This window comes from Anaerotignum sp., from assembly GCF_030625865.1.
Classification (GTDB): domain Bacteria; phylum Bacillota; class Clostridia; order Lachnospirales; family Anaerotignaceae; genus Chakrabartyella.
Window position 1 is genome coordinate 133227 of sequence record NZ_DAOUQB010000001.1, and the last position, 22033, is coordinate 155259.

Below are 22033 nucleotides of genomic sequence, written 5' to 3' on the forward strand. Positions count from 1 at the left end.
ATTGAAAGAACAGTGTCTTTTGGTCAGACTGTTCTTTCTGTTTATAATTTAGCTTATGCCTCAGGTGGGGTTTCATGCGCTTGACTTTTTAAATTAAGGGGATCATCATCAGCATACTTTTTTTCATATTTTCTATTGATATACTCGGAAATAAACATTTTAAAGGTTGCTAAAATTGGCACCCCGATAAACATACCCAAGGGCCCCATGAAGGCACCACCCAATACCACTGCCAAGATGATCCAACTAGGGCTAACATCTAAAGAGCTGCCTAAAATTTTAGGACCTAGGAAATTACCATCAAACTGCTGTATAGCAAGAATGAATAAGATTACCCATAAAGCGGTAACGGGACTTACCAAAAAGGTGATAATTGCTGCCGGGATTGCACCGATAAACGGCCCAAAATACGGAATCATATTGGTTACACCAATAATTAAACTTAACACAAGGGCGAATGGTGCGTTGAGCAATGAAAGACCTACAAATGAAATGATACCGATAATTAAGGAATCAACAGCTTTGCCAACAATAAATTTTTGAAAAATACAGTTTACCCGTTGCGCATTATAGAATAGGTGCTCTGCTATTTTTCGATTTGTAATAACGTAAACGATTTTTCGGGTATATTTTGTAAAGTTCTCTTTATCAAATAGCATATAAAAAGAAATAAAGATTCCCATTACAATATCTACCGTTAGTTTTCCCACAGAATATAGATTTGTGGCAATTTCACTGACAAGCTCAGGTACATTTTGGAATACGCCCATAATAGGAGCCAGTATTCTATTGATAATATTATTTACATCCGTGGCATTGATAAAATCAATATGGTCAAATAGATTTGTTACAGATGCATTCAGTTGTGCAGTGTAGGTGGACAACTGGGACACAAAGGAGATAACGGAATCCTTTAGTTCGGGAATCAAATAGATGGTAATCCAGAAGATGCTCCCGATAATAATAATGTAAATAATTAAAATACAGCAGGTTCGCATTATCCTTTTATGATTCTTTGCTTTGGGGATATATCTTAAAAAAATAGATTCAAAGAATTTCATAAAAGGGTTCATAATATAGGCTATGGCAAAACCAATAAAAAATGGGGATCCCAAACGCAGAATTGTTTTTACTGTGGTATGGAAAAGAACACCCAAATTGGGAAGATGTCCAATGATTTTTTCAAATAAAATAATTGCCGCAGCAACAGTAAATATATAAAGACTAATCTTAAGATAAGTTTTGTCTAGTTTTTTAAAATCAATCTTTTTCATGGGTGCTCCTCATAATCGTATTGGTGGAAGGAATCATTTCTCCCTTTTATCATACTATGAAATTCACAATATTTCCATAATAATTGAGTTAATTTTATGGAATACACGGATTTCGCTTCTAAGTTTATAGTTTTAACACAAGCACTAAAATTTTGTGAGACCTCTAAATTAGCCTTGATTTTTTCATATTATACATGCCCTTTTTTAAGAAAAACCAAACAAATTCCTTATATTTCTTTACGTTTTTTCCCATTGATTGACTAAGAATGGGAAAAGACTTTATAATACAGCTATGGACATAAGGAGGGAACACTAATTATGGAAGAAGAGATGATTCGTCAGTTTGAGACAGAATTTCAAAAGATAGAAGAAGAAATAGGTTCGATAATTATTGGGCAAAAAGACTTAATCAGGGGCGTTTTAACTGCCATGATTGCCGGAGGAAATGTATTGCTGGAGGGGTTGCCCGGGCTTGGAAAGACTCAACTGGTGAAAACCATTGGGAAGGTTTTGGATTTGCATTTTTCTCGTATTCAGTTTACCCCTGATCTGATGCCGGCTGACGTTACAGGAACTACAGTTATGACGAAAAATCCCCATGGGGAGATGGGCATGGAATTTCGAAAAGGCCCAATTTTTTCAAATATTGTTTTGGCAGATGAAATCAACAGAGCAACGCCAAAGACACAAAGTGCTTTGCTTGAGGCAATGCAGGAGCACACTGTAACCAGCGGAAATGTAACGTATACTTTGCCGGAACCTTTTTTTGTTTTGGCTACACAAAACCCCTTGGAGTCGGAGGGAACTTATCCATTGCCTGAGGCACAAATGGATCGTTTTTTGTTTAAACTGGAAGTATCTTTTCCCAGTAAAGCAGAGCTTTTGGAAATTGTTTCTTCTACTACAACAGGCAGTCAAAGGGAAGCAAAGAAAATTTGCAGCCAAGAGAAATTATTGGAAATGAGAAGAATTGCAAAGGAAGTACCTGTTGCAACACCTGTGGCAGAATATATTATGGATGTTGTTTTAAAGAGCCATCCGGATTATGCTGAGGCACCGGAAATGGTGAAAAAATATGTGCGCTTTGGGGCAAGCCCCAGAGGTGCCCAAGGGATTATGATGACTGCAAGGGTTTATGCACTGATGGCCGGACGTTATAATGTGGCCTATGAAGATGTTAGGGCTGTTGCAAAGGGTGCTTTAAGACACCGGATTTTCTTGAATTTTGAAGGGATGGCTGATGGAGTAACGGTTGATCAAATAATCGAGGCATTATTGGTATGAAAACTTTACAGGATATTTTTACAAAAGAATACTTATTGCAGTTAGAGAAGCTCTCTTTTTCTTTGCGGCAAAGGCTGAGCGTGAATGGTTACAGCGGAGCAAGAAAATCCCACGCTAAGGGTAGTTCTTTAGAATTTTCCGATTTTCGGGAGTATATTATGGGGGATGACCTGAGAAGGGTGGATTGGAATAGCTTTGGTCGGTTTGGTAAGCTTTATGTAAAGCTTTTTATGGAGGAAAAACAGGGGGAAATCAATATTTTTTTAGATTGCAGTAAATCTATGGAGAAAGAAGGAAAGTTTTTGCAGGCAAAAGCCTTTGCTGCCTCTTTGGCCTATATTGGTCTTTGCAGTGGCGACCGAGTAAATCTTTTCCTTTGGAATGATATCATTTTTTTTGAAAAAAGAGGGAGTACCCAGAAAAATAGTTTTTTCCAACTATTGAGTTTATTGGATCAGGCGGAGTGCGGGGGAGGTTCTAATCTTTTACGTGCTGGTTTATTCAGTGGAAAATTAGGCAGAGGGATCTCAGTGGTTATTTCGGATTTTTTTACGGAAGCTCCCTTAGAAGAAGCTTTGCGGATTTTCCAAGGAAAAAAACAGCAGGTTTGCATGGTTCAGGTTTTATCTAATGAAGAAGAACAACCAACGGAGGGACAAGCGGCTCGTTTGGTAGATTCTGAAACAGGGGAAACCTGTGATTTGGAGTTGACTGCATCCGTCCTTACGGCATATAATAAGGCATTAAAAGAGCAGAGAAGGGCTTTGGCGGAGATTTGTTTTCGTTCAGGTGCGGTTTTCTATTTTATGAACGAGAAAACACCGCTGTTTCCTATACTTAGAGAGATTTTACGTTGATTTAAGCTGATACAGTTTTTTGCGAAAAAGGCTGTTTCGGCTTTTTTATTAGTTACAACAAGATACGTTCGTATTGAGATAGACGTAAGTTTATGTTATAATATATCATTGCAGATAATAAATAAAACCATCTGATAGGAGGCGGTTTTTGAATGGACGGAAAGGATTTTGATATTGCAAAGAATATAAAGATGACTGAAAATCTTCAATGTCAGATGTTAACGGCGGTTTCTCAGTTTTTTACGGCAATGCAGGAAAATGCGACAAAGGCAGAAAAAGCAGAGATATTGGCAGATTTAGAAATCGTAATGTATCTTTTAGCGGCAAGGATGGGGATTTCAAAAGAAACCCTTGATCAAAAAGCGGCGGCAAAGCTGAAGCTTGGGCTTTTACAGGAAGAAAGACCGGAATGGAAAACTTCGCTATTGGAATTGCACCGGGAACTGGGGCTGAAAATGTGAGGGAACTGTTAGGTTTGGAGGCATATCAATGTATAAATTAAAAAAGCGAGACAAAGTTATTTTTCCTATTTTATTAATGGGTGTTATCGTTTTTGTATGTAGCTTAGTTGATATTTATTTAGGAATTGGTACATTAATCGGCGGAGCTGCTGTTTTTTTCGGTTGGCCTGTGCTGAAAGAGCTTCACTCCCCATTTGAGGTGGAAAAGGAAGGCTGCTCCTCTTTTTTAGATACTACGGTTTTGCAGGAAAACTTTCATATTCCTCAAAATTTACCAATTCCATATGCTGTTTTGGATATTCGTGGGCACATACTAATGTATAACAAAAAATTTGCTGAGGTTTTTACAAACATAGAAGAAGCGGATCAGTCTGTTGAAAAGTTATTGAAAAACAGCGGGGAAGGGGAAAAAACGCTACTTGAAATAGGAGAAAGATTTTTTGAAGGAGCATTGGATCATTGTGATGTAGTTGAGGAAAATGGTGCCATTGGAACGGTTTTAACCATGACGTTGGTAGATATTACACAAAAGCATCAGCAGACGAAGCTTTTGGAGGATCAGCAGACAGTTGTTGGGATGATTTTCTTGGACAACTATGAAGAAGTGGTGGATAATCTGGATGAAACCCGGTGGCCAATTTTATCGGCTTTAATTGACAGAAAATTAAACCAAATGGCGCAAGATGTGGACGGAGTTATTAAAAAACTGGAGAAGGATCGTTATTTCTTTTTGCTCAAAAGAGGCACGCTGGTGCAGTTGAAGGAAAAGAAATTTGACTTTTTAAATGATATCCGAGAAATTAGTGTAGGAGATCACATCCCTGTTACAATCAGTATGGGTATTGGGTGTGGTGAAAATTCCTTGGATGAAGCCATGCAGAACGCAAAAGCTGCCATTGACTTGGCCTTGGGGCGAGGTGGGGATCAGGTAGTAATGAAAGAGGGAGAGAATTACCTCTTTTACGGTGGCAAGATCGGCGAAATGGGTCGTAATGCAAGAATTCGAGCAAGAGTAAAGGCTGATGCTCTTTGGGATTTAATGGATGAATCCTCGGGAATTTTAGTTATGGGGCATAGAAATGCGGATTTGGATAGCATGGGTTCTTGCATGGGTGTTTGTGCCATTGCCAGGGGTATGGATAAAAAGTGCCATATTGTAATGGATGATGTTGGAGTAGGAATTCGTAGGCTTTGGGACAAAATAAATACCAGTGGCAGTCATCCTAATCTAACGATAAAAACCCAAGATGCTTTAAAAATGATGGATGATAATACTTTGGTAATTGTGGTTGATACCCATAGAGAAGGTATGGTGGAGAGTCCTCAGGTATTGGAGACAGCAAAAAGGATTGTTTTGTTTGACCATCATAGAAAGAGTAAAGATGCAATTGATCAAGCGGTTTTAATTTACCATGAGGCTTATGCATCTTCAACTTCAGAGTTGATCACAGAGATGATTCAACATATTGGAAAGAAGGTAAAGCTCTCTAATATTGAAGCTGATGCCCTTTTGGCAGGTATTACAGTGGATACCAAGAACTTCTGCGTAAACACTGGGGCTATAACCTTTGAAGCGGCTGGTTTTTTGCGCCGTAACGGTGCGGATAGTATCCGTGTCAGACTACTTTTTCAAAATGATATGGATGCCTACAAAGCAAAGGCTTCTGCGGTTAGGGATGCAGAATTGTTTATGGGAAATATTGCAATTTCTGTTTGTCCCGCCAATGTTGAAAATTCAACGCTGACAGCGGCGCAGGCGGCAGATGATTTGATGAATGTATCGGGAATCAAGGCCTCTTTTGTGTGCTGTAAGGTAGGGAATATTGTGTATATCAGTGCCCGTAGTTTTGGCGACATTAATGTGCAAAGAATTATGGAAAGATTGGGCGGTGGCGGCCACCTTACAGTTTCCGGCGGTCAGCTTAAAGATTCCACCTTAGAAGAAGCGAAGGAAAAGATTCGTCATGCCATTGAAGAATATTTGGAGGAGGAAGCATAATATGAAAGTGATTTTATTAAAGGATGTAAAAAGTGTTGGTAAAAAGGGCGATTTAATTAATGCAAGCGAAGGCTATGCAAAGAATTTCTTATTACCCAGAAAATTGGGTGTGGAGGCAACAAAGTCCAATTTAAATGATTACGAATTAAAACAAAAATCTGAAGAAAAACGAAAACAAGAAGAGCTTGAAAGTGCCCAAAAAATTGCGGATGCACTGAAAGATCAGGTGGTTACGATTAAGGTGAAAACAGGCGGTAACGGTAAGTTATTTGGTTCTGTTACCAATAAAGAAGTTGCAGATGCGATTGTGGATCAAACAAAACAGGAGATTGATAAAAAGAAGGTTTCTATCGGCGACCCCATTAAAATGATTGGGGAAAGAACAGCCACCATTAAACTGCATCCTAAGGTAACTGCAGAAGTTTCTGTTAAGATTGTAGAGGCTTGATGATAGCGGAGGCGGAATACATGGAACAGCAACAAAAACAAAATGAATATATCCGTGGCGTGCCGCCCCATGATGAAACGGCAGAACAAGCCGTTTTGGGCTCTATGTTTCTGGATCGTGAAGCAGCATCCGTTGCCCTTGAGATTCTTTCGGGAGAGGACTTTTATCGCCCTGACCACAGAATGGTTTTTGAGGCGTCGGAAGAACTATATCGATCTGCATTGCCCATTGATGTAATTACAGTGAAGAACAAGCTGGAAGAAAAGGGTGTATTTGAGCAAATTGGGGGGGTACCTTTTTTAGCGGCCCTTTCCACTGCGGTAGGTAGCTCCGTTAATGTGCGGCACTATTCGGCGATTGTGGAAGAAAAATCGGTTTTGCGTCGCTTGATTCGAACCGCAGGGAATATTTCTCAAATGAGCTATGAGGGGAAAGAACCCATTAATAACATTATGGAACAGGCAGAAAAAGGCATCTTCGATATTATGCAGAATCGTCATTCTGAGGAATTTCATCATATTCGAGATATCGCCGTTGATTCCATTGAAAAAATTGAAGATATTTATCGCTCTAAGGGGAAACTTACGGGGGTATCTACAGGTTTTGCTGACTTTGACGGTAAAACTGCCGGATTGCAAAAGTCAGATTTGATTCTTCTTGCAGCCCGTCCTTCTATGGGCAAAACTGCTTTGGCATTAAATATTATACAAAATGTTGCAATTAGAAGTAATGTACCTGTGGCTGTGTTTTCTTTGGAAATGAGCCGAGAACAATTGGTAAACCGTATGCTCTGTTCTGAGGCCATGTTGGATGCTCAAAAATTAAGGACAGGTGAGTTAAACGATAGAGATTGGGAGGATTTGATTCGGGCCATGGGTCCTCTTTCCCAAGCCCCTATTTTTATTGATGATACCCCCGGCATTTCTCCCATGGATGTTCGCTCCAAATGCCGTCGATTAAAGGCGGAAAAGGGCCTGGGGTTGATTGTCATTGATTACTTACAGCTGATGAGCGGCAATAGCAAAAACGATTCTAGACAGCAGGAAATTTCTGAAATTTCACGTAATTTGAAGGCTATTGCCCGAGAGATGGAAGCACCGTTGATTGCCTTATCTCAGTTAAGCCGTGCCTGTGAGCAGAGAAGTGAACACAGACCTATGCTATCTGACTTGCGTGAATCCGGTGCCATAGAGCAGGATGCTGACGTGGTAGCATTTCTTTATCGGGATGAATATTATTTCCCCGAAACTGAGAAAAAGAATCAAGCGGAATTAATTATTGCAAAACAAAGAAATGGCCCAACAGGAACGGTAGATTTAACTTGGATGGGACAGTATACAAAATTTGGTAATTCTTTGAAAAAATATTAATATTTACGATTAAGCATATGCCTTATGAAAGAAATTTCACCTATTAAGGGAACCTTTTAAAGAATTTTTATGTAGGGTGTTGACGTTAAAATTTTTCAGGCATATACTAAATATATAAAAAAATTCGAAAGCAGAGGTGATTCAAATGGACGGCAAAAGTGAAAGTATTCCTTTAGAGCCTGAGAGTTATCGAACGTATCAGTTGAATATAGCCGTGTATTTGGGTGTACCTCTTTTTCTAAGTTAGACCCTTCGGTTTCTACGCCTTTTTTCGGATAGTACACGGCTAATTTGTAGAAAATAAGTCGTGTTTTTTTGTTGAATGGGGTGAAGGAATATGGAGGAAATGCAAGAGCTTTTTGACTTTTTGGATCAACTAATGGAGTCAGGTGAGTATGTTCAATTAAAAGAGGAACTTAACTCAGAACAACCTGCCAATGTTGCAGAATATTTTGAGGAATTGACTGCTGAAAAACAACTATTTGTTTTTCGTTTACTTACAAAAGATATGGCGGCGGAAGTTTTTTCTTATATGGATAGTGATACCCAAGAACATATTGTGCATTCTATAACGGATCGAGAAGTACGCAATATTGTAGACGAAATGTTTTTAGATGATACAGTGGATTTTTTGGAAGAGGCACCGGCAAACTTAGTAAAGAAGGTATTGCGAAATACGGATGCGGAAACAAGAAAGTTAATTAATCGGTTTTTAAATTATCCTGAAAATTCTGCGGGAAGTTTGATGACGATTGAATTTGTAAAATTGCGCAGCAATATTACTGTTGCCAATGCTATGAAGCAGATTAAGCGAACGGGAACGGACAAGGAGACAATTTATACCTGTTATGTTATAGATAACAAAAGAAAACTGATTGGCGTTGTGCCCTTAAGAACATTGATTTGTGCATCGGACGATGAAACCATCGAAGAATTAATGCAAGAGGATGTCGTTTCTGTGTTGACCACTGACGATCAGGAAGAAGTAGCCAATAGCTTTAAAAAATACAATTGGATGGCCTTGCCTGTTACTGATACAGAGGGGCGTTTGGTTGGTATTATCACTGTGGATGATATCGTGGATGTAATTGATCGAGAAACCACAGAAGATATGGAGAAAATGGCGGCGTTATTGCCTTCTGATGAGGAGTACTTAAAAACGCCGGTTATGGCACTTGCGAAAAATAGAATTCCATGGCTATCAGTGTTAATGATCTCAGGAACCCTTAGCAGTTTTGTTATTGTCCAGTATAATAATCTTTTAGAAATTGCAGTGGTACTATCAGGTTTTATTCCAATCATTACGGGCACAGGCGGTAATGCCGGTTCTCAGGCATCGACAATGATTATTCGTGGTATGGCTTTGGGAGAAATTGAAATAAGAGATGCGATTAAGGTTGTCTGGAAGGAAATTCGTGTGGGAGTCCTTTGCGGTTTTGCATTAGGCCTACTAAATATGTTGAAGATGACTTTAATTAATAGAGATACTGGGTTTCTGATTAATCTTTCTGTATCCCTTAGTATGGCAGCGGTTGTTGTTTTAGCAAAGACAATTGGTTGTATTCTTCCAATTTTAGCCAAAGCTTTAAAATTTGACCCGGCAATGATGGCGGGACCTCTGATTTCAACTGTTGTTGATGCAGTTGCATTAGTCATTTATTTCAGTATTGCAACAATATTGGTTTTATAAGCATTCCATTATTTTTATTTAAATTGTATTGATTTTAAGAGCGATAACCGTAGGTAAATGGTTGTCGCTCATTGTGTTTAAAGGGAAAGCATAAATAAAAAGAGGGATAATCACTATGATAGTGATTATCCCTCTAAAACGTTATCTAGTTTATACTGATTAACAGTTTAAACTATTCTTTTTGTAGGATTAGGAAATAGACATACCAAGCAACAATCCTGCTACGATGATGAAAAAGATACCAACAGGAGCAGCAACTTTTACAAGGAATGCCCACAAAGGAGCAAGAGTGAACTTGTATTTTCCGTCAGAAGTTGCTTCTTTGATTGCATTGTCTGTACCCCAAATCCAACCAACAAAAATAGTTGTAAAGAATGCACCGAAAGGTAACAGCAAACGGTCTGTCAAATATTCCATAAAATCGCCGAAGATAGGGAACTGAACACCATCCAGTGACCACCAGATACCTTTGATGGGCAAGTAAGCCTGAGATAAGGTGTAGAAAATACCGATGACGAACAGAACAACGGAAACATAAACAACTGTTTTCTTACGTTCCATACCTTTTTCTTCAACCAGGAAGGCTACAGTACCTTCTAAAATGGAAATGGAAGAGGTAATAGCCGCAAAGAACAACAAAGCGTAGAATAATAAACCGAAAATAGTACCGCCAGGAATTGAGTTAAATACACCGGCCAAAGTTGCAAAAGCAAAACCACCACCCATACCGGGGTCAATGCCTGTTGCAAATACAGCGGGGATAATCATGAAACCAGCAAATAAAGCTACGCAAGTATCCAATACACAAACAACACCGGTATTGCTTATTAAGTTATCATCTTTGCTTAAATAAGAAGCATAAGTAATCATAACGCCCATACCTAAAGAAAGAGAGAAGAATGCCTGACCAAGAGCTACAAGGAATGAATTACTATTAATTGTAGAGGGGTCAAAATGTAGCATGTAAGAAACACCTTCGCCTGCGCCGGGCAATGTACAAGCACGAATCATCAAACCAATTAACAAGACAAACAGCAAAGGCATAAGGAATTTGCTGAGTTTCTCAATACCATCTGCAACACCACGGCTAATAATGAATGATGTTAAAGCCAGGAAGATCAAGGGGAATATGATTGCGCCTTGAAGAGGGAATCCATTTGCACCCAACATATTCAAGAAATAAGCAGTAGGATCTGCATATACTGTTGCAGAATCTGTGATGTAAGCGATGATGTACTTGATGGTCCAGCCACCAACTTGGCAGTAATAACAAAGAATAATGAAACCTGTTAAAACGCCGAGACCACCAACCCAAGCAAATTTCGCGTTCAATTCACGAAGAGCACCAATTGCGTTCTTTTGTGTTTTACGACCGAGTACGAACTCTGCAAGCATTACAGTTGAACCGATCAAAGCTACCATAAGTATGTAGATTACCAAGAAAGAACCACCGCCGTTATAGTATGCTTTGCCGGGGAACTTCCAGATGTTACCGAGACCTACTGCAGATCCAGCCGCAGAAAGGATAAAGCCTAGTTTGGATCCAAATTGACCACGGTTTTCTATTGATGTTGACATATAATTCCTCCTTACAAAATGAATGATTTCGTTTTGGCAAAAAAGCCACATCCATCCAGCAACTATTCTGCCACAGAATAAGTTTCGTGTGGCGATAAAATGCTACATCTTAAGCCCCTCCCTCCATGTTAAACTGCATTTTTACTGCTTACATCACTGTTGTGATGTGAAACAAATCTCATACAATTTCCATAAACTCCAGATGATGATGGATCATTTCTATTCTACATGAATTATTAATCAATTTCAATAAAAAAAATAAAAAAATACAATATTTTTTGGACGTTATATTGTACAAAGTAGGAGAATAAAAGAATATTCCAACGAATATACCCAAAAAACAAGATATGGAAAATCATTTTTATAAGAGAAAATCTAAGTATTTTCTGTATTTATCCAAAAAAAATGGAATAAAATGCAAGGGAAATGACGGAGTTTAACGAAAAATGTAAAATCGTTATAGTGAAAAAAATTCGTAAAAAGAAAAAAACGGCGGGATATTTCCCGCCGTGAGAACTGCATGAGGTCTATTTTGAAAGGGATTGATCAAAAATCTTGTAGTATTGCCAAGCACTAAGCTTCGAAATGATTTCTTTTTGCTCATCCGATGGTGAGTCAGTATATGTTCCTTTGTCATCAACAAAAATCGCATTTGTGCCTGCGGGAAGGAGCTGACGCGCTTCATTAACATAATCGTATAGGGGAGATACACCTTCCATTCCCAATAGCTGAGTTAGCAGGGCCCCCAGGTATTGCGCATTTATGATGCCGGATTCCGGTAAATTTGCTTCCTTTTCCGTTTCACTAAATGCACACTGTTCTTTTGCTGCATCGTTTTGCCAGATAAGAAAAGGTGTTTCATACAAAGCAAGACGTTCTTCCAAAGCTCCGTTTGGGTCGATGGGATAATCCAGAAGGCTGAAAAAGTCCATGCCATTTGAAAAACCGGGAAGATGATCACCAAAATATACAACCACAATGGGTTCGGTGCTTGCTTGGGCGTAATCTCTTAAGCGCCCCAACTCCTTATCTGCATCGTTAATTCCTTTAAAGTATTGGGTCAATAAATCTTTTTCGCCGTCAGATAAAGAAATATTCGTATCAAAATTTGCGGGCAGTGTTCCATAACGATTGTCATAGGGTCCATGATTTTGTATGGTTACTGTGAATGAAAAAAGCGGTGTATCTTCAGTTTGTAAATGTGTATCCAGGTTTTTAATAATTTTATCCATTGTAGCAGTTTCGTTAATATATCCGGCTAAACCCTGTGTTGCCAAATCAAAGGAGTCCTCTAAGAAATAGCAGTTGTTAAAACCCAAATAGGGATAAACGTTTTGCCGGTTATAGAACCATTGATAGCCGGGATGGATCGCCTGTGTTTCATACCCCAGTTGTGCCAATCTGCGAGGCAGGGCATCGAAGGGTTGATGGATAAAGTTATAAGAAGGTAGGGAATTGTTCAGGTATCTGGTGGAGCAAGCTGTTAAAACATCATACTCGGTGTTTGAGGTGCCACCGCCAAAGCCGGGAACAACGATCTTACCGCTTACAGCATTTTTACTGGCTGCCATCTTTTTAAAGTTTTCCAAGGGATCTCGATAATTTGTAAAATCTAAATTTTTGTTATTACTTAAATCAGAGAAGGCCTCACCCATAATCATGATAATATGAGGCTTGCAGTTTGCCACGGTTAAGCCTTGTTCCTTCTCAATTTCATCAAAGGTGGATTTATTATAGTCTTTGGGAGGTGTTATTCTTGTTATATTAAATTGATGAAAAAAGGAATAAATTAATCCCTTTGAGTTGTATTGATTGACTTCAAAATAAGGATTTTCCAACACAGGATAGCTAGCATATAATTCTTTATCTGCATACCAAAATGCGTTGGTACTGTAGCCGACAATAAGAAGAATTATAGTTCCCAGAATACGTATCCTCCAAGATGGCGGTATGTTTTTCTTCTTTCGCAGAAGCAAATTTAATGCAGCCACAAGCAGGATAACGGCGAATGTCCCCAAAAAAAGGGGAAGAGGCGGAAAGGTTTTCACAATTGTAAGTGCTTCCTTTGCCAAAGTAAGATCCGTGGGGAGTAATGGTTCTTGACGCATATTAATTTTAACTTTGTCCGCAACTGCAAAAAAAATAAAAATGGCAGTTGTGAATGTAATGGAAAATGTAGATTTCCCAGATAAAAAGTAAATACAAGCAATAAATAGAAATACAGGTAAAATGTTTAAAAAAAGCAGCGTAGGGTTTTTTAACATATTGATCCCCAATAAATACAGGTGGTTTGAGGTAATGAGAAAAACCAACCCTGTGATAAAGAAAGATGCTATAATGAAGAAAAGCCAAACATTATATTTTTTAACAAAATAAAACAGCTTGGCTTCTTTTTTTTCTTCGCTTGAGTCTGACATGATACAACCTCCCTAATAAATTCATTGTTTGAATTATACGAGTTTTTTCAAAGAAAGTAAAGAAAACACAGAAATTAAGGAAAATGTAGATTTTTGCTTAAAGAATTCATGTATAATAAATATAGTGTTTTATAGGGAATATTATTGAAAAAATAACATGTTTTTTAAAAGAAACGATTTTTTATTGTCAGTTTTTGCTTGTTTTGATATAATAAATAAGTTGTAGAAGTGTCAGAATACTGACGAATGAGGAGAAACGAAGGATGCGCAGAAGAAGAATAGATCACGAGTATAGGGATCGACGTGATGAGATACGCGTGGATAGAGAGACGGTTCGTCGCAGGCAAGTGCATAGTAATAAACAAATGACGACGCAGGCGCCAAACCAAAGAGCCTATAGAAACGTACCCGTTAGGGTACCACAGGGAAAACGAAATGCCAGACGCAGGCGGTTGGCAAAAAAAAGAAGGATGCAGGGGATTTTTTTGGTTTTGGGTATCCTTTTGATATTGGTGGGGGCTTATGGTGGTTCAAAGGTATATATAGCGTTGCATAAATGGGAAGGAAAAGCCGAACAGAAGACCTTTAATGTTTCGGCATCCACCCCGGAAAAATTGGAAGATGAGATTATTAACTTGGCAATTTTAGGGACGGATGAAGATGGTTTTCGGGCAGATGTTAATATGGTTGCCAGCTTTAATACCACAACAAAGGCGCTGAATTTAATTGCAGTACCAAGGGATACCAGGGTTATTATGACCAAGGAAATGACTTCATTTTTGGAGAAAAATGGCCGAATGGTTCCGGAAAGAAACGGTGTTTACGGAGAGTGTAAGCTGACTGAGCTCCATGCGTATGCAGGGGAGGGAAACCGCAGTGCATTTTCTGTTAAGATGCTGGAGGAGATCCTTGGAATAAAAATTGATTATTATATTAAGGTGGATTTATCTGCATTTCGTGATATTGTAGACGCTGTCGGCGGGGTTGATATGGAGGTAAAGGACAGGCTATATTATGTCGACCCTTATCAAGATCTTTATATTGATCTGCAGCCGGGATTTCAGCATTTGGATGGAGATAAGGCTGAGCAGTTGGTTCGCTTTCGAGAGGGATATGCCCAGAAAGATTTAAAAAGAATTCAAGTTCAGCAAGATTTTATGCGGGAATTTTTGGAAAAGGTTTGCAGTACGGAGTCCATATTGAAAAATATGAATGGTTTAATTCAAGTTGCTTTGGACAAAACAGAAAGCGATATAACTATTTCCGAAGCATTAAAGTATGTAAAGTATTTAAAGGAAATTGATCCGGAGAAAATGACGACGGTTACCATTCCCGGTGAGGGTGGATCATATTTCGATATGGATGAAGCGGGTACAAAAGCTTTGGTTGATCGTTTGATTTATGGTATTGAATCAGAAGAAGCGGTGCAAAATATGGCAGAAGAATAATAACAGATGGGTGAGAAGATGAACGGAAAACAGAGAAGACCAGTACGACGTACGGAAAGAACTGCTCCTAAAAAAAGAGGATTTAATCCATTTAAGGTGTTTTTTAAAATTGTTATTTCTATTGTTCTTGCATTTGTGATGCTTGCCGGAGGTGCTTGCTTTGCATATTATAAAATAACAGGAAATACGCCTTTTGCAGATGATGGTGTGATAAGCAATAATGCGTCAGAAACAAGTCTTTTGGATGCATTGTTAAAGCGTAACATCAAGTTAAATGTGGCGGTTTTTGGTGTAGATAAAGACGGAACCAGAACGGATGTTATTTTTGTCGTTCATTATGACAGTGCAACAGAGGGCATTAGCTTGGTTTCCATACCTAGAGATACCAGAATTTCCCTAGCTGATGAGGTTAAGGCGAATATTACAGCGGAAGGCCGCTCTTACAATCAGGTTACAAAGATAAATGCAGTACACGCCTACAGCGGCGAAAAAATGGGGTGCCAAAATGCCGTTTTGCAGATCGAAGATCTTTTGGGCATTAAAATTGACCACTATGTGAAAGTAGATCTAGAAGCTTTCCGTGCCATTGTGGATGCCATTGGTGGTGTGGATATGTATGTTCCCCAAGATATGTATTGGGATATGCGGGATACAGGAGATCCGCTGATTAACCTTAAAGAAGGGCAGCAGCATTTAGACGGAGATAAGGCGGAACAATTGGTTCGCTTCCGCCATTATTCTAATGGGGATGTAGACCGAATAGAGGTGCAGCAATTATTTTTAAATGCCCTTGCTGAAAAAGTTTTAAGTACAGAAACAATTTTAAAGAATCTTCCTGATTTCATATCCGTAATGTATAAATATATTGAAACGGATGTTTCTTTATCAGACGCATTAAAATATGTAAACTATATTGACAAATTGGATATGAGTAAGATTTCCATGGAAACGTTACCCGGTGTTGGCCAATATGTTGGTAAAATATCCTATTTTATATATGACCCGGAAGAAACCAGAGAAATGGTTGACCGTGTATTTTATAGTGTTGACCCTGTTACGTCTGATGATGGGACACAAACGGACAGCAAGGCACTTTTGATAGAGGTTGCCAACGGAGGAAGTATTAACGGTTTGGCTGCGCAGTATAGCAAAAAGCTGGAGAATTCCGGCTACCGTGTAGCTTCTCCCACCAATTACAGCGGACAACAAAATACCTATACAAGGATTCAGGTGAAGAACGAGGGTGTTGGTTCGGATTTGGTTTCTTTCTTCACAGATGCGAAAGTCGAAGTTGCGCCTAACGAAGTAGACGATGATGTAGATATAAGGATTATTTTGGGGACGAAGGAAAAATAGGGGAACGGAAAAAGGGAGGATCAATAAAATGGATGATATCATGATTATTGGTATTGCTGGTGGCACAGGAAGCGGTAAGACAACGTTGACCAATAGATTAAAGGAACGTTTTGGAGACGATGTGACAGTTGTTTATCATGACAATTATTACAAAAGACATGACGAAATGTCCTATGAAGAGCGTAGCCTTTTGAATTATGATCATCCAGATGCCTTTGAAACAGAACTTATGATTGAGCACATTCAAAAGTTAAGAAAAGGAATTGCCATTGCATGTCCAATTTATGATTTTACCATACACAATCGTTCCAACGACACAATAACCATTTCCCCAACAAAAGTAATTGTGATAGAAGGAATTTTGATCTTCCAAAATGAAGTTTTACGTAATTTAATGGATATTAAATTATTTGTGGATACCGATGCGGATGTACGGATTTTACGCCGTATTTTAAGGGATGTAAAAGAACGGGGCAGAAGTCTGGAATCGGTGGTAACCCAATACCTAACAACGGTAAAGCCTATGCACGAGCAATTTGTTGAACCCAGCAAGCGTGCTTCGGATATTATTGTGCTGGAGGGTGGGAACAATGTAGTTGCATTGGATATTTTAATACAGAGGATACATAATCATGTTTGTGGAACAAAGGTATAAGGGGGACAAAGCTTGGACTATTTAAAATTACTAAAAAGAACGCTTGGTACAGGCGTACTTTGTACCTTAGTATATAACGGAACCCTTTTGATGTTAGGGCAGACGGTTACGTTAAAAAGTGCCACCACCTTTTTTGTTGTTTTTATTGTTCTTTACTATCTTTGGCTTTTTTTGACTTCCATGGGTAAAAAGAAATAAAAGAAAGGAGATACGTTGTCTTATACAGACTTGTATCTCCTTTTTTTATTTCGTGAAAGAAGTTCAGGTCACAAGTTTAATCCTGTTGTAAATCAACCAAAATTGTTTTTATTGTTTCAAAAGAATCAAATTGTTTCATAAACAGTTTATCCGCTAGCGAAGAAACTCCATCTTCAAGTAACTTTTTATGTCTTTTACCATTCAAATTTAAAGATTGTGAAAACCAATCAAGTAAATCAGCATCTTCATCTATATCATCTACCTTAGCCATGTATGAAATGATATTTCCATCAGCATCTATACTAACAGAGGTGATGTTTAAAGGAGCAGAAAACGGAAGATTTGAGAGAATTCCCATTTGGCACAGCTCACCCATTAGCAAACCGTATTCATGGGAGTCCGTCTTAATTTTTGATAAATCATATTTCTCATTTATATATGCTTTTTGTTCATTCGTCAAAGCTTTTAACTGAGATAGTGGATTTTGAAAATCTTCAAGATCTTTAACAGTTCTTAATACTGGCAAGCATCCTTCTTGACACGCTCTTATTTCTGAGGCACTGAGTGTCGGTCTGTTTTCGCTAGAAATTTGATAAGTATCAAAATCTTTTTTCAATTCATTGGTTTTTTGTTGAAATAGCTTTTTGAAGTCATCTGTTTTCTTAAGCGAACTTTTGTTCTTTATATAATTCTGATAAAACTATTCTGTATACACCCTAGGGATATGTAAATTATAAACTATTATGGAAATATTTGCAATTAAATTTGAGGGTTTAAGAAAGTTTTAAAAAAATTATCGAAAATTTAAAGTAAATAATTTTTCAGAGATTTTTTCCATGGAATCCAACACAAAATGCAACGCAACTTTTGCAAGATTTTCGTTGGCATATAAACGAAAGCAAAACAACACAAAAAGTCTATTTTAGGCACAAAAGAATCCTCAAAGTAACGAATAAAAGTTACCTTGAGGATTCTTTCAATGGCGATATAGTACCTTTCCCTTTTTGCTACGAAGTTTGCTGCAAACCCAGGCTAACTAACAAGCTTTGATCAACCCTTTGCATCATTTCTCCATCTAAGCGGCATACTTTTTCTTTTAGTCTTTGCTTGTCAATGGTACGAATTTGTTCCAAAAGGATTACGGAATCTTTAGGTAAGTCATACTTTGCAGCTGACAGAGGGATATGTGTTGGTAGCTTTGCTTTGTTCATCTGGGATGTAATGGCTGCACAAATGATGGTGGGGCTGTATTTATTGCCTACATCGTTTTGTATGATTAATACGGGGCGGATTCCCCCCTGTTCACTGCCCACTACCGGGCTTAGATCTGCAAAATAGATATCTCCTCTTCTAACGATCATAGGCTCACGCTCCGCTTAAAAATTCATCAGGCAGCAGAGGCATAGAAATATGTAGTAGTATTATTTGGCTTCTGTGCTGACTGCTACCATTATTGCCACGAATGTGGGCCTTTATTCTTCAATTACGAAAAGATCTTCCTCAAATTCAGGATTATATATAAATTCATCAAAATCCAAACGATACCGTTCATTCTCCTCGGCATCATATAAGACAAACCGTTTCGGCAAAAATGTCTCCCGGTCTACCCAAAGTTTTTCCGTGGCTAAGGTACCGTCAGAGCCTGGAATAACGGCTTCCAGAACAATACATTGGGATTCGTCCAAAGCAGCAGCCTCTACGCCCACGCCTTCAGACTGCATATAGTTTTTGATAAATTGCCCTAAAAATAATTCGTTTCGTTGCTGAGATTCGGGAACATCTTTTATCAGTTTGTTGTCTAATCTGGGGTTATACTGACAAATTCTTTTCCCATCGAAAACGGTATAGTTTCCGGTGACGCTATCGGGGGAAGTTAGCTCCAGACGATATTCCCCAGTTGACTTAGCATATTGCTTGGTGCCATAGACGGTTTCGCCTTTGTTGGAAGTGCGGGTGAGGGTGGCGGTACAGTAGTAGCCATCCATCTCGGCTAATTGCTTTTGTATTGTCTCCAGTTCTGATAAGGGTTCTTCTTTTTTACACCCACTAAGGCTAAAAAGAAGACACAGACTAAGACAAATGGATATTGCTTTTTTCATAATGAAAACCTCCTAATTGAAATCTGTATCATTTTATGAAAGGGACAAAAAATCTATGAGAAGAAGGAAATGAGAAAATATAGTTCTTTGAAAAAACAGCTTTTCTCTCTAAGAGAAGGGAAGGGTTTTTGAAGAATTTTGAAAGAAAACAGCGATAATTAATTTTAAAATGTTCAAAATTTTTTAAGGAAATATTGATTTTCCGGCGGAATAAAATTCCAATATTTTTTGTTTTTCCAGATGCTGGTTTGGGAATATTACAGATATATTAAATTTTTAAAATATAGGAGAAATGAAAAAGAAAAAGTGCTAGAATGTAAGTCTAATGTTGGTAGAAAACGTTTTTTTTGGAAAACGAAAAGGAACGAATTTCAAGAGAATGCGTCAATATAAATGATTTTTTGAATTTAAAGGAGAGTATAGAATGAAATATAGATTGGGCGGTTTGAAAAGATTAATGGGTGCCATATTGGCAGCGGTGCTGACGGTTTCGGCACCTACAATTTGGGCTTTTGGTGCCACTACATATTATGACCAGAAAACGGAGCAAACAGTAACCAGGGGTGTGGAATACGAAAAGAGCAGCCGTATGACGGATGCGGGTATTCAGAATTTGTATGTATTGAAGGTGGATTTAACGGAAAGTACTTTGGAATTCAAGGAAGTGGAAAGTACCGTTGAGTATGGATTGAAAGAAACGGTGAAAAAACTTTTGTCGGATAACGGTGCTCTTGCAGGCGTGAATTCGGATTTTTTTGGTATGACCGGGACTTATTCAGCACCCTTTGGCGCAGTTATGAATGATGGAGAGATTGTTTCAGCCGGAACATCTTTAAACCATGATGGGGATCAGTATGTATCTTTTTTCATGGATGAAGACGACAATCCCTTTTTTGACTATTTTAAAATGACAGCGACTTTTACAAATGGTGAAAAAGCAATGGAACTTGCATCCATCAATAAGGTTACTTCCATGGTTTTTCCTATTTATTTTGACAGACAGGCGTCGGAAAGTACGGCAGATTTAGATAAACGATTTGGAGGACTTGTAAAGTTTGTGGTGGAGGATGATGAGATTACTTATATTTCACAGCCGGGTGAAACGGTAGCTGTTCCCGAGGACGGTTACCTGATTGTTATGAGTAAGGATTATCGTACCAACGCAGCAAGCACATTTCAGGTGGATGATGAGATTACACTTAATATAAATTCATCCATTGATTTAGATGATAAGGAATTTGGATTTGGCGGCGGTGGCAAGTTATTAATTAATGGCACTGAAGCACCTGCGACTTCTATTGTGGCAAGCGGGCGCCAGCCAAGAACTGCGTTTGGTCTTTCTGAAGATGGAGAAACTGCCATTTTTATGGTTGTAGATGGTCGTGGAGACAGTGTTGGTGTAACGCACAGTGAAATGGCAGCTTATATGAAAGCGTATGGTGCATATAATGCCATGCATTTAGATGGGGGCGGTTCCTCAACAATGGCTGTAAAAACAGTAGAGGATACCCAAGTGACAGTAAAAAATATTGTTTCCGATGGCTCTGAAAGAAAGGTAATCAATGCAGTGGGCATTTTCCAGAATGCAGAAAAAGGGGACATAGAGGAAATTGTAGTTTCACCGTCTATGATGCGTACGGTTCCCAATAAGACAATGACTTTTACCGTTTATGGCTTAGACGAGTATTATAATCGAATTGAAATTCCTGTGGATGAGGTGGAGATGCAGGCAATCGGTGTGGACGGAATGTGGAATGGATATGATTTTACCCCATCTGAAAGTGGGAATTTTGCAGTTACCGCAATTTATAAAGAGTTAGCCGCATATTCTGCCGGCGTGGTTTCTGCACAAACGGGTAGGTTAAAGCCTTCTGCTGATATTAAGCTGAATGGGGCAGGAGGAACGGCTACGGTTGCTATGCAAGTGATTGACACCGACGGCTTTAGCCATTGGGTGTCAAAGACAACACAATATGAGGTGGCAGATCCTTCTATTGGCACAATGAAAGAAAATGTATTTACAGCATTAAAAACAGGATCTACATATATTAAATGTACGAGAGATGGACAAACGGCGTATATTGCAGTAACCGTTGGAGACAGTAAGGCTGTGACAACGCCCAAAGCTACATCAGCAGCAGATCCTTTGCAAAAAACAGTTTCGAAAACCAATGATGGAGCATATTACCTGAACATTATCGGTACTGTTACTTATACAGGGGATGGAAAGATTGATGACAACACTTATGCAGATGCGAGAACGAAAGCAAGAGATACCGTTGATTCTAATGCAGAGGTAGCCATTTACGGTGGCAAGAGTGATATTAAAACTTCACCAAAGCTAGATACTTTGAGTTGGACAGGAGGATATCGGTTCTTAACCAGAGGCGGTACAAGTGTTGCTATGGTTTCTGCGGCAAGTGGCGGCATTCGTGCTACAAATGCTTCTCAGTATGCAAACTTAGCAAGGGATTTGGATGCTTCGGATAACAGTACCATTGTGATTATTATGGATAAAACTCCGGGAGATTTTACATCAGCAGCTGAAACAGCATATTTCCGTGGAATTTTAAATAAGTATATTTCTCAGGGTAAAGCTGTTTTTGTGGTTTCTTGCAGCGGCGTGGGACAGTGGAGTTCTGTGAAGGACGGCATTCGTTATATTAATCTTCCTAGTCTTTGGAAAAATGATGGCAGTGTGAACGGCAACTTTAGCATGCTAAAATTACGTGTGAATGGACAAGAAGTTTCTTACGAGGTTGCAAAGGTATAAGATTATTTTAAAATTGCAGTGTTTTATTGTAAATTTGGGCAAAATAAGGTAATATTAGGTGGGTGGAGATAAAACTCGACCCATCTTGTGTGTTTGCAAAAGAATTGGCTTCCTAAAAGGAGGCCC

General features: G+C 38.7%; 18 protein-coding genes. 12 read left to right on the top strand and 6 right to left on the bottom strand.

What is annotated here, in order from left to right; genetic code table 11:
* Positions 1-53: 53 nt before the first annotated feature.
* A complete protein-coding gene (locus tag P9Q65_RS00605) occupies positions 54-1274 on the bottom strand; it encodes an AI-2E family transporter (protein WP_304507136.1) in 1221 nt (406 codons plus the stop codon).
* Between the two features lie 318 nt (positions 1275-1592).
* Here P9Q65_RS00605 and P9Q65_RS00610 point away from each other — a divergent pair, with 318 nt between their 5' ends.
* From P9Q65_RS00610 to mgtE, 7 genes are all read left to right on the top strand, one after another.
* Positions 1593-2558 carry an AAA family ATPase gene (locus P9Q65_RS00610; RefSeq protein WP_304507137.1) on the top strand — a complete coding sequence of 322 codons (966 nt, stop codon included), beginning with the start codon at positions 1593-1595 and terminating at the stop codon, positions 2556-2558.
* On the top strand, positions 2555-3415 hold the full coding sequence (locus P9Q65_RS00615; RefSeq protein ID WP_304507138.1) for a DUF58 domain-containing protein: 861 nt from the start codon (positions 2555-2557) through the stop codon (positions 3413-3415). Before P9Q65_RS00610 ends, P9Q65_RS00615 begins: the two co-directional genes overlap by 4 nt.
* A 152-nt stretch (positions 3416-3567) precedes the next feature.
* Positions 3568-3876, top strand: a complete 309-nt coding sequence (locus P9Q65_RS00620) for a MazG-like family protein (protein WP_304507139.1) — start codon at positions 3568-3570, stop codon at positions 3874-3876.
* Positions 3877-3904: 28 nt separating this feature from the next.
* Positions 3905-5875, top strand: coding sequence for a DHH family phosphoesterase (locus tag P9Q65_RS00625; protein ID WP_304507140.1), 1971 nt, complete (start codon positions 3905-3907; stop codon positions 5873-5875).
* 1 nt (position 5876) lies between these two features.
* Positions 5877-6323, top strand: coding sequence for a 50S ribosomal protein L9 (gene rplI, locus P9Q65_RS00630; protein WP_304507141.1), 447 nt, complete (start codon positions 5877-5879; stop codon positions 6321-6323).
* A 20-nt stretch (positions 6324-6343) separates the two neighbouring features.
* A complete protein-coding gene (dnaB, locus tag P9Q65_RS00635; RefSeq protein WP_304507142.1) occupies positions 6344-7693 on the top strand; it encodes a replicative DNA helicase in 1350 nt (449 codons plus the stop codon).
* 346 nt (positions 7694-8039) lie between these two features.
* Positions 8040-9383: a magnesium transporter gene (mgtE, locus tag P9Q65_RS00640; protein WP_304507201.1), complete on the top strand. Its 1344-nt coding sequence runs from the start codon at positions 8040-8042 to the stop codon at positions 9381-9383.
* Between the two features lie 189 nt (positions 9384-9572).
* Here the strand turns inward: mgtE and P9Q65_RS00645 are convergent, their stop codons facing one another.
* Positions 9573-10961 carry a sodium-dependent transporter gene (locus P9Q65_RS00645; protein WP_304507143.1) on the bottom strand — a complete coding sequence of 463 codons (1389 nt, stop codon included), beginning with the start codon at positions 10959-10961 and terminating at the stop codon, positions 9573-9575.
* Positions 10962-11488: 527 nt separating this feature from the next.
* Positions 11489-13378, bottom strand: coding sequence for an LTA synthase family protein (locus tag P9Q65_RS00650; protein ID WP_304507144.1), 1890 nt, complete (start codon positions 13376-13378; stop codon positions 11489-11491).
* 263 nt (positions 13379-13641) lie between these two features.
* Between P9Q65_RS00650 and P9Q65_RS00655 the strand changes: the two genes are divergently transcribed.
* The 4 genes from P9Q65_RS00655 to P9Q65_RS00670 are packed head-to-tail and all read left to right on the top strand — an operon-like array spanning position 13642 to position 17035.
* Entirely contained in the window at positions 13642-14826 is a 1185-nt protein-coding gene (locus tag P9Q65_RS00655) for an LCP family protein (protein ID WP_304507145.1), read from the top strand.
* Positions 14827-14844: 18 nt separating this feature from the next.
* Positions 14845-16182 carry an LCP family protein gene (locus P9Q65_RS00660; RefSeq protein ID WP_304507146.1) on the top strand — a complete coding sequence of 446 codons (1338 nt, stop codon included), beginning with the start codon at positions 14845-14847 and terminating at the stop codon, positions 16180-16182.
* 28 nt (positions 16183-16210) lie between these two features.
* On the top strand, positions 16211-16837 hold the full coding sequence (gene udk / locus P9Q65_RS00665; RefSeq protein WP_304507147.1) for a uridine kinase: 627 nt from the start codon (positions 16211-16213) through the stop codon (positions 16835-16837).
* A 12-nt stretch (positions 16838-16849) separates the two neighbouring features.
* Positions 16850-17035 carry a hypothetical protein gene (locus P9Q65_RS00670; protein ID WP_304507148.1) on the top strand — a complete coding sequence of 62 codons (186 nt, stop codon included), beginning with the start codon at positions 16850-16852 and terminating at the stop codon, positions 17033-17035.
* A gap of 76 nt (positions 17036-17111) precedes the next feature.
* Here the strand turns inward: P9Q65_RS00670 and P9Q65_RS00675 are convergent, their stop codons facing one another.
* The 3 genes from P9Q65_RS00675 to P9Q65_RS00685 all read right to left on the bottom strand — a co-directional run bounded on the left by P9Q65_RS00675 (position 17112) and on the right by P9Q65_RS00685 (position 19134).
* Positions 17112-17651, bottom strand: a complete 540-nt coding sequence (locus tag P9Q65_RS00675; RefSeq protein WP_304507149.1) for a hypothetical protein — start codon at positions 17649-17651, stop codon at positions 17112-17114.
* A gap of 391 nt (positions 17652-18042) precedes the next feature.
* The gene (locus P9Q65_RS00680) at positions 18043-18396 is read right to left on the bottom strand and encodes a type II toxin-antitoxin system PemK/MazF family toxin (RefSeq protein ID WP_304507150.1); all 354 of its coding nucleotides are present in this window, start codon (positions 18394-18396) and stop codon (positions 18043-18045) included.
* A 111-nt stretch (positions 18397-18507) separates the two neighbouring features.
* Positions 18508-19134, bottom strand: coding sequence for a LolA family protein (locus P9Q65_RS00685; RefSeq protein ID WP_304507151.1), 627 nt, complete (start codon positions 19132-19134; stop codon positions 18508-18510).
* Positions 19135-19558: 424 nt separating this feature from the next.
* On the opposite strand from P9Q65_RS00685, the gene P9Q65_RS00690 reads away from it, so the two are divergent.
* Positions 19559-21907 carry a phosphodiester glycosidase family protein gene (locus P9Q65_RS00690; RefSeq protein ID WP_304507152.1) on the top strand — a complete coding sequence of 783 codons (2349 nt, stop codon included), beginning with the start codon at positions 19559-19561 and terminating at the stop codon, positions 21905-21907.
* Positions 21908-22033 lie beyond the last annotated feature (126 nt).

Coding starts and splice junctions, on each gene's coding strand:
- P9Q65_RS00605 (WP_304507136.1), bottom strand. CDS start 1,274: ATGAAAAAGATTGATTTTAAAAAACTAGACAAAACTTATCTTAAGATT.
- P9Q65_RS00610 (WP_304507137.1), top strand. CDS start 1,593: ATGGAAGAAGAGATGATTCGTCAGTTTGAGACAGAATTTCAAAAGATA.
- P9Q65_RS00615 (WP_304507138.1), top strand. CDS start 2,555: ATGAAAACTTTACAGGATATTTTTACAAAAGAATACTTATTGCAGTTA.
- P9Q65_RS00620 (WP_304507139.1), top strand. CDS start 3,568: ATGGACGGAAAGGATTTTGATATTGCAAAGAATATAAAGATGACTGAA.
- P9Q65_RS00625 (WP_304507140.1), top strand. CDS start 3,905: ATGTATAAATTAAAAAAGCGAGACAAAGTTATTTTTCCTATTTTATTA.
- rplI (WP_304507141.1), top strand. CDS start 5,877: ATGAAAGTGATTTTATTAAAGGATGTAAAAAGTGTTGGTAAAAAGGGC.
- dnaB (WP_304507142.1), top strand. CDS start 6,344: ATGGAACAGCAACAAAAACAAAATGAATATATCCGTGGCGTGCCGCCC.
- mgtE (WP_304507201.1), top strand. CDS start 8,040: ATGCAAGAGCTTTTTGACTTTTTGGATCAACTAATGGAGTCAGGTGAG.
- P9Q65_RS00645 (WP_304507143.1), bottom strand. CDS start 10,961: ATGTCAACATCAATAGAAAACCGTGGTCAATTTGGATCCAAACTAGGC.
- P9Q65_RS00650 (WP_304507144.1), bottom strand. CDS start 13,378: ATGTCAGACTCAAGCGAAGAAAAAAAAGAAGCCAAGCTGTTTTATTTT.
- P9Q65_RS00655 (WP_304507145.1), top strand. CDS start 13,642: ATGCGCAGAAGAAGAATAGATCACGAGTATAGGGATCGACGTGATGAG.
- P9Q65_RS00660 (WP_304507146.1), top strand. CDS start 14,845: ATGAACGGAAAACAGAGAAGACCAGTACGACGTACGGAAAGAACTGCT.
- udk (WP_304507147.1), top strand. CDS start 16,211: ATGGATGATATCATGATTATTGGTATTGCTGGTGGCACAGGAAGCGGT.
- P9Q65_RS00680 (WP_304507150.1), bottom strand. CDS start 18,396: ATGATCGTTAGAAGAGGAGATATCTATTTTGCAGATCTAAGCCCGGTA.
- P9Q65_RS00685 (WP_304507151.1), bottom strand. CDS start 19,134: ATGAAAAAAGCAATATCCATTTGTCTTAGTCTGTGTCTTCTTTTTAGC.
- P9Q65_RS00690 (WP_304507152.1), top strand. CDS start 19,559: ATGAAATATAGATTGGGCGGTTTGAAAAGATTAATGGGTGCCATATTG.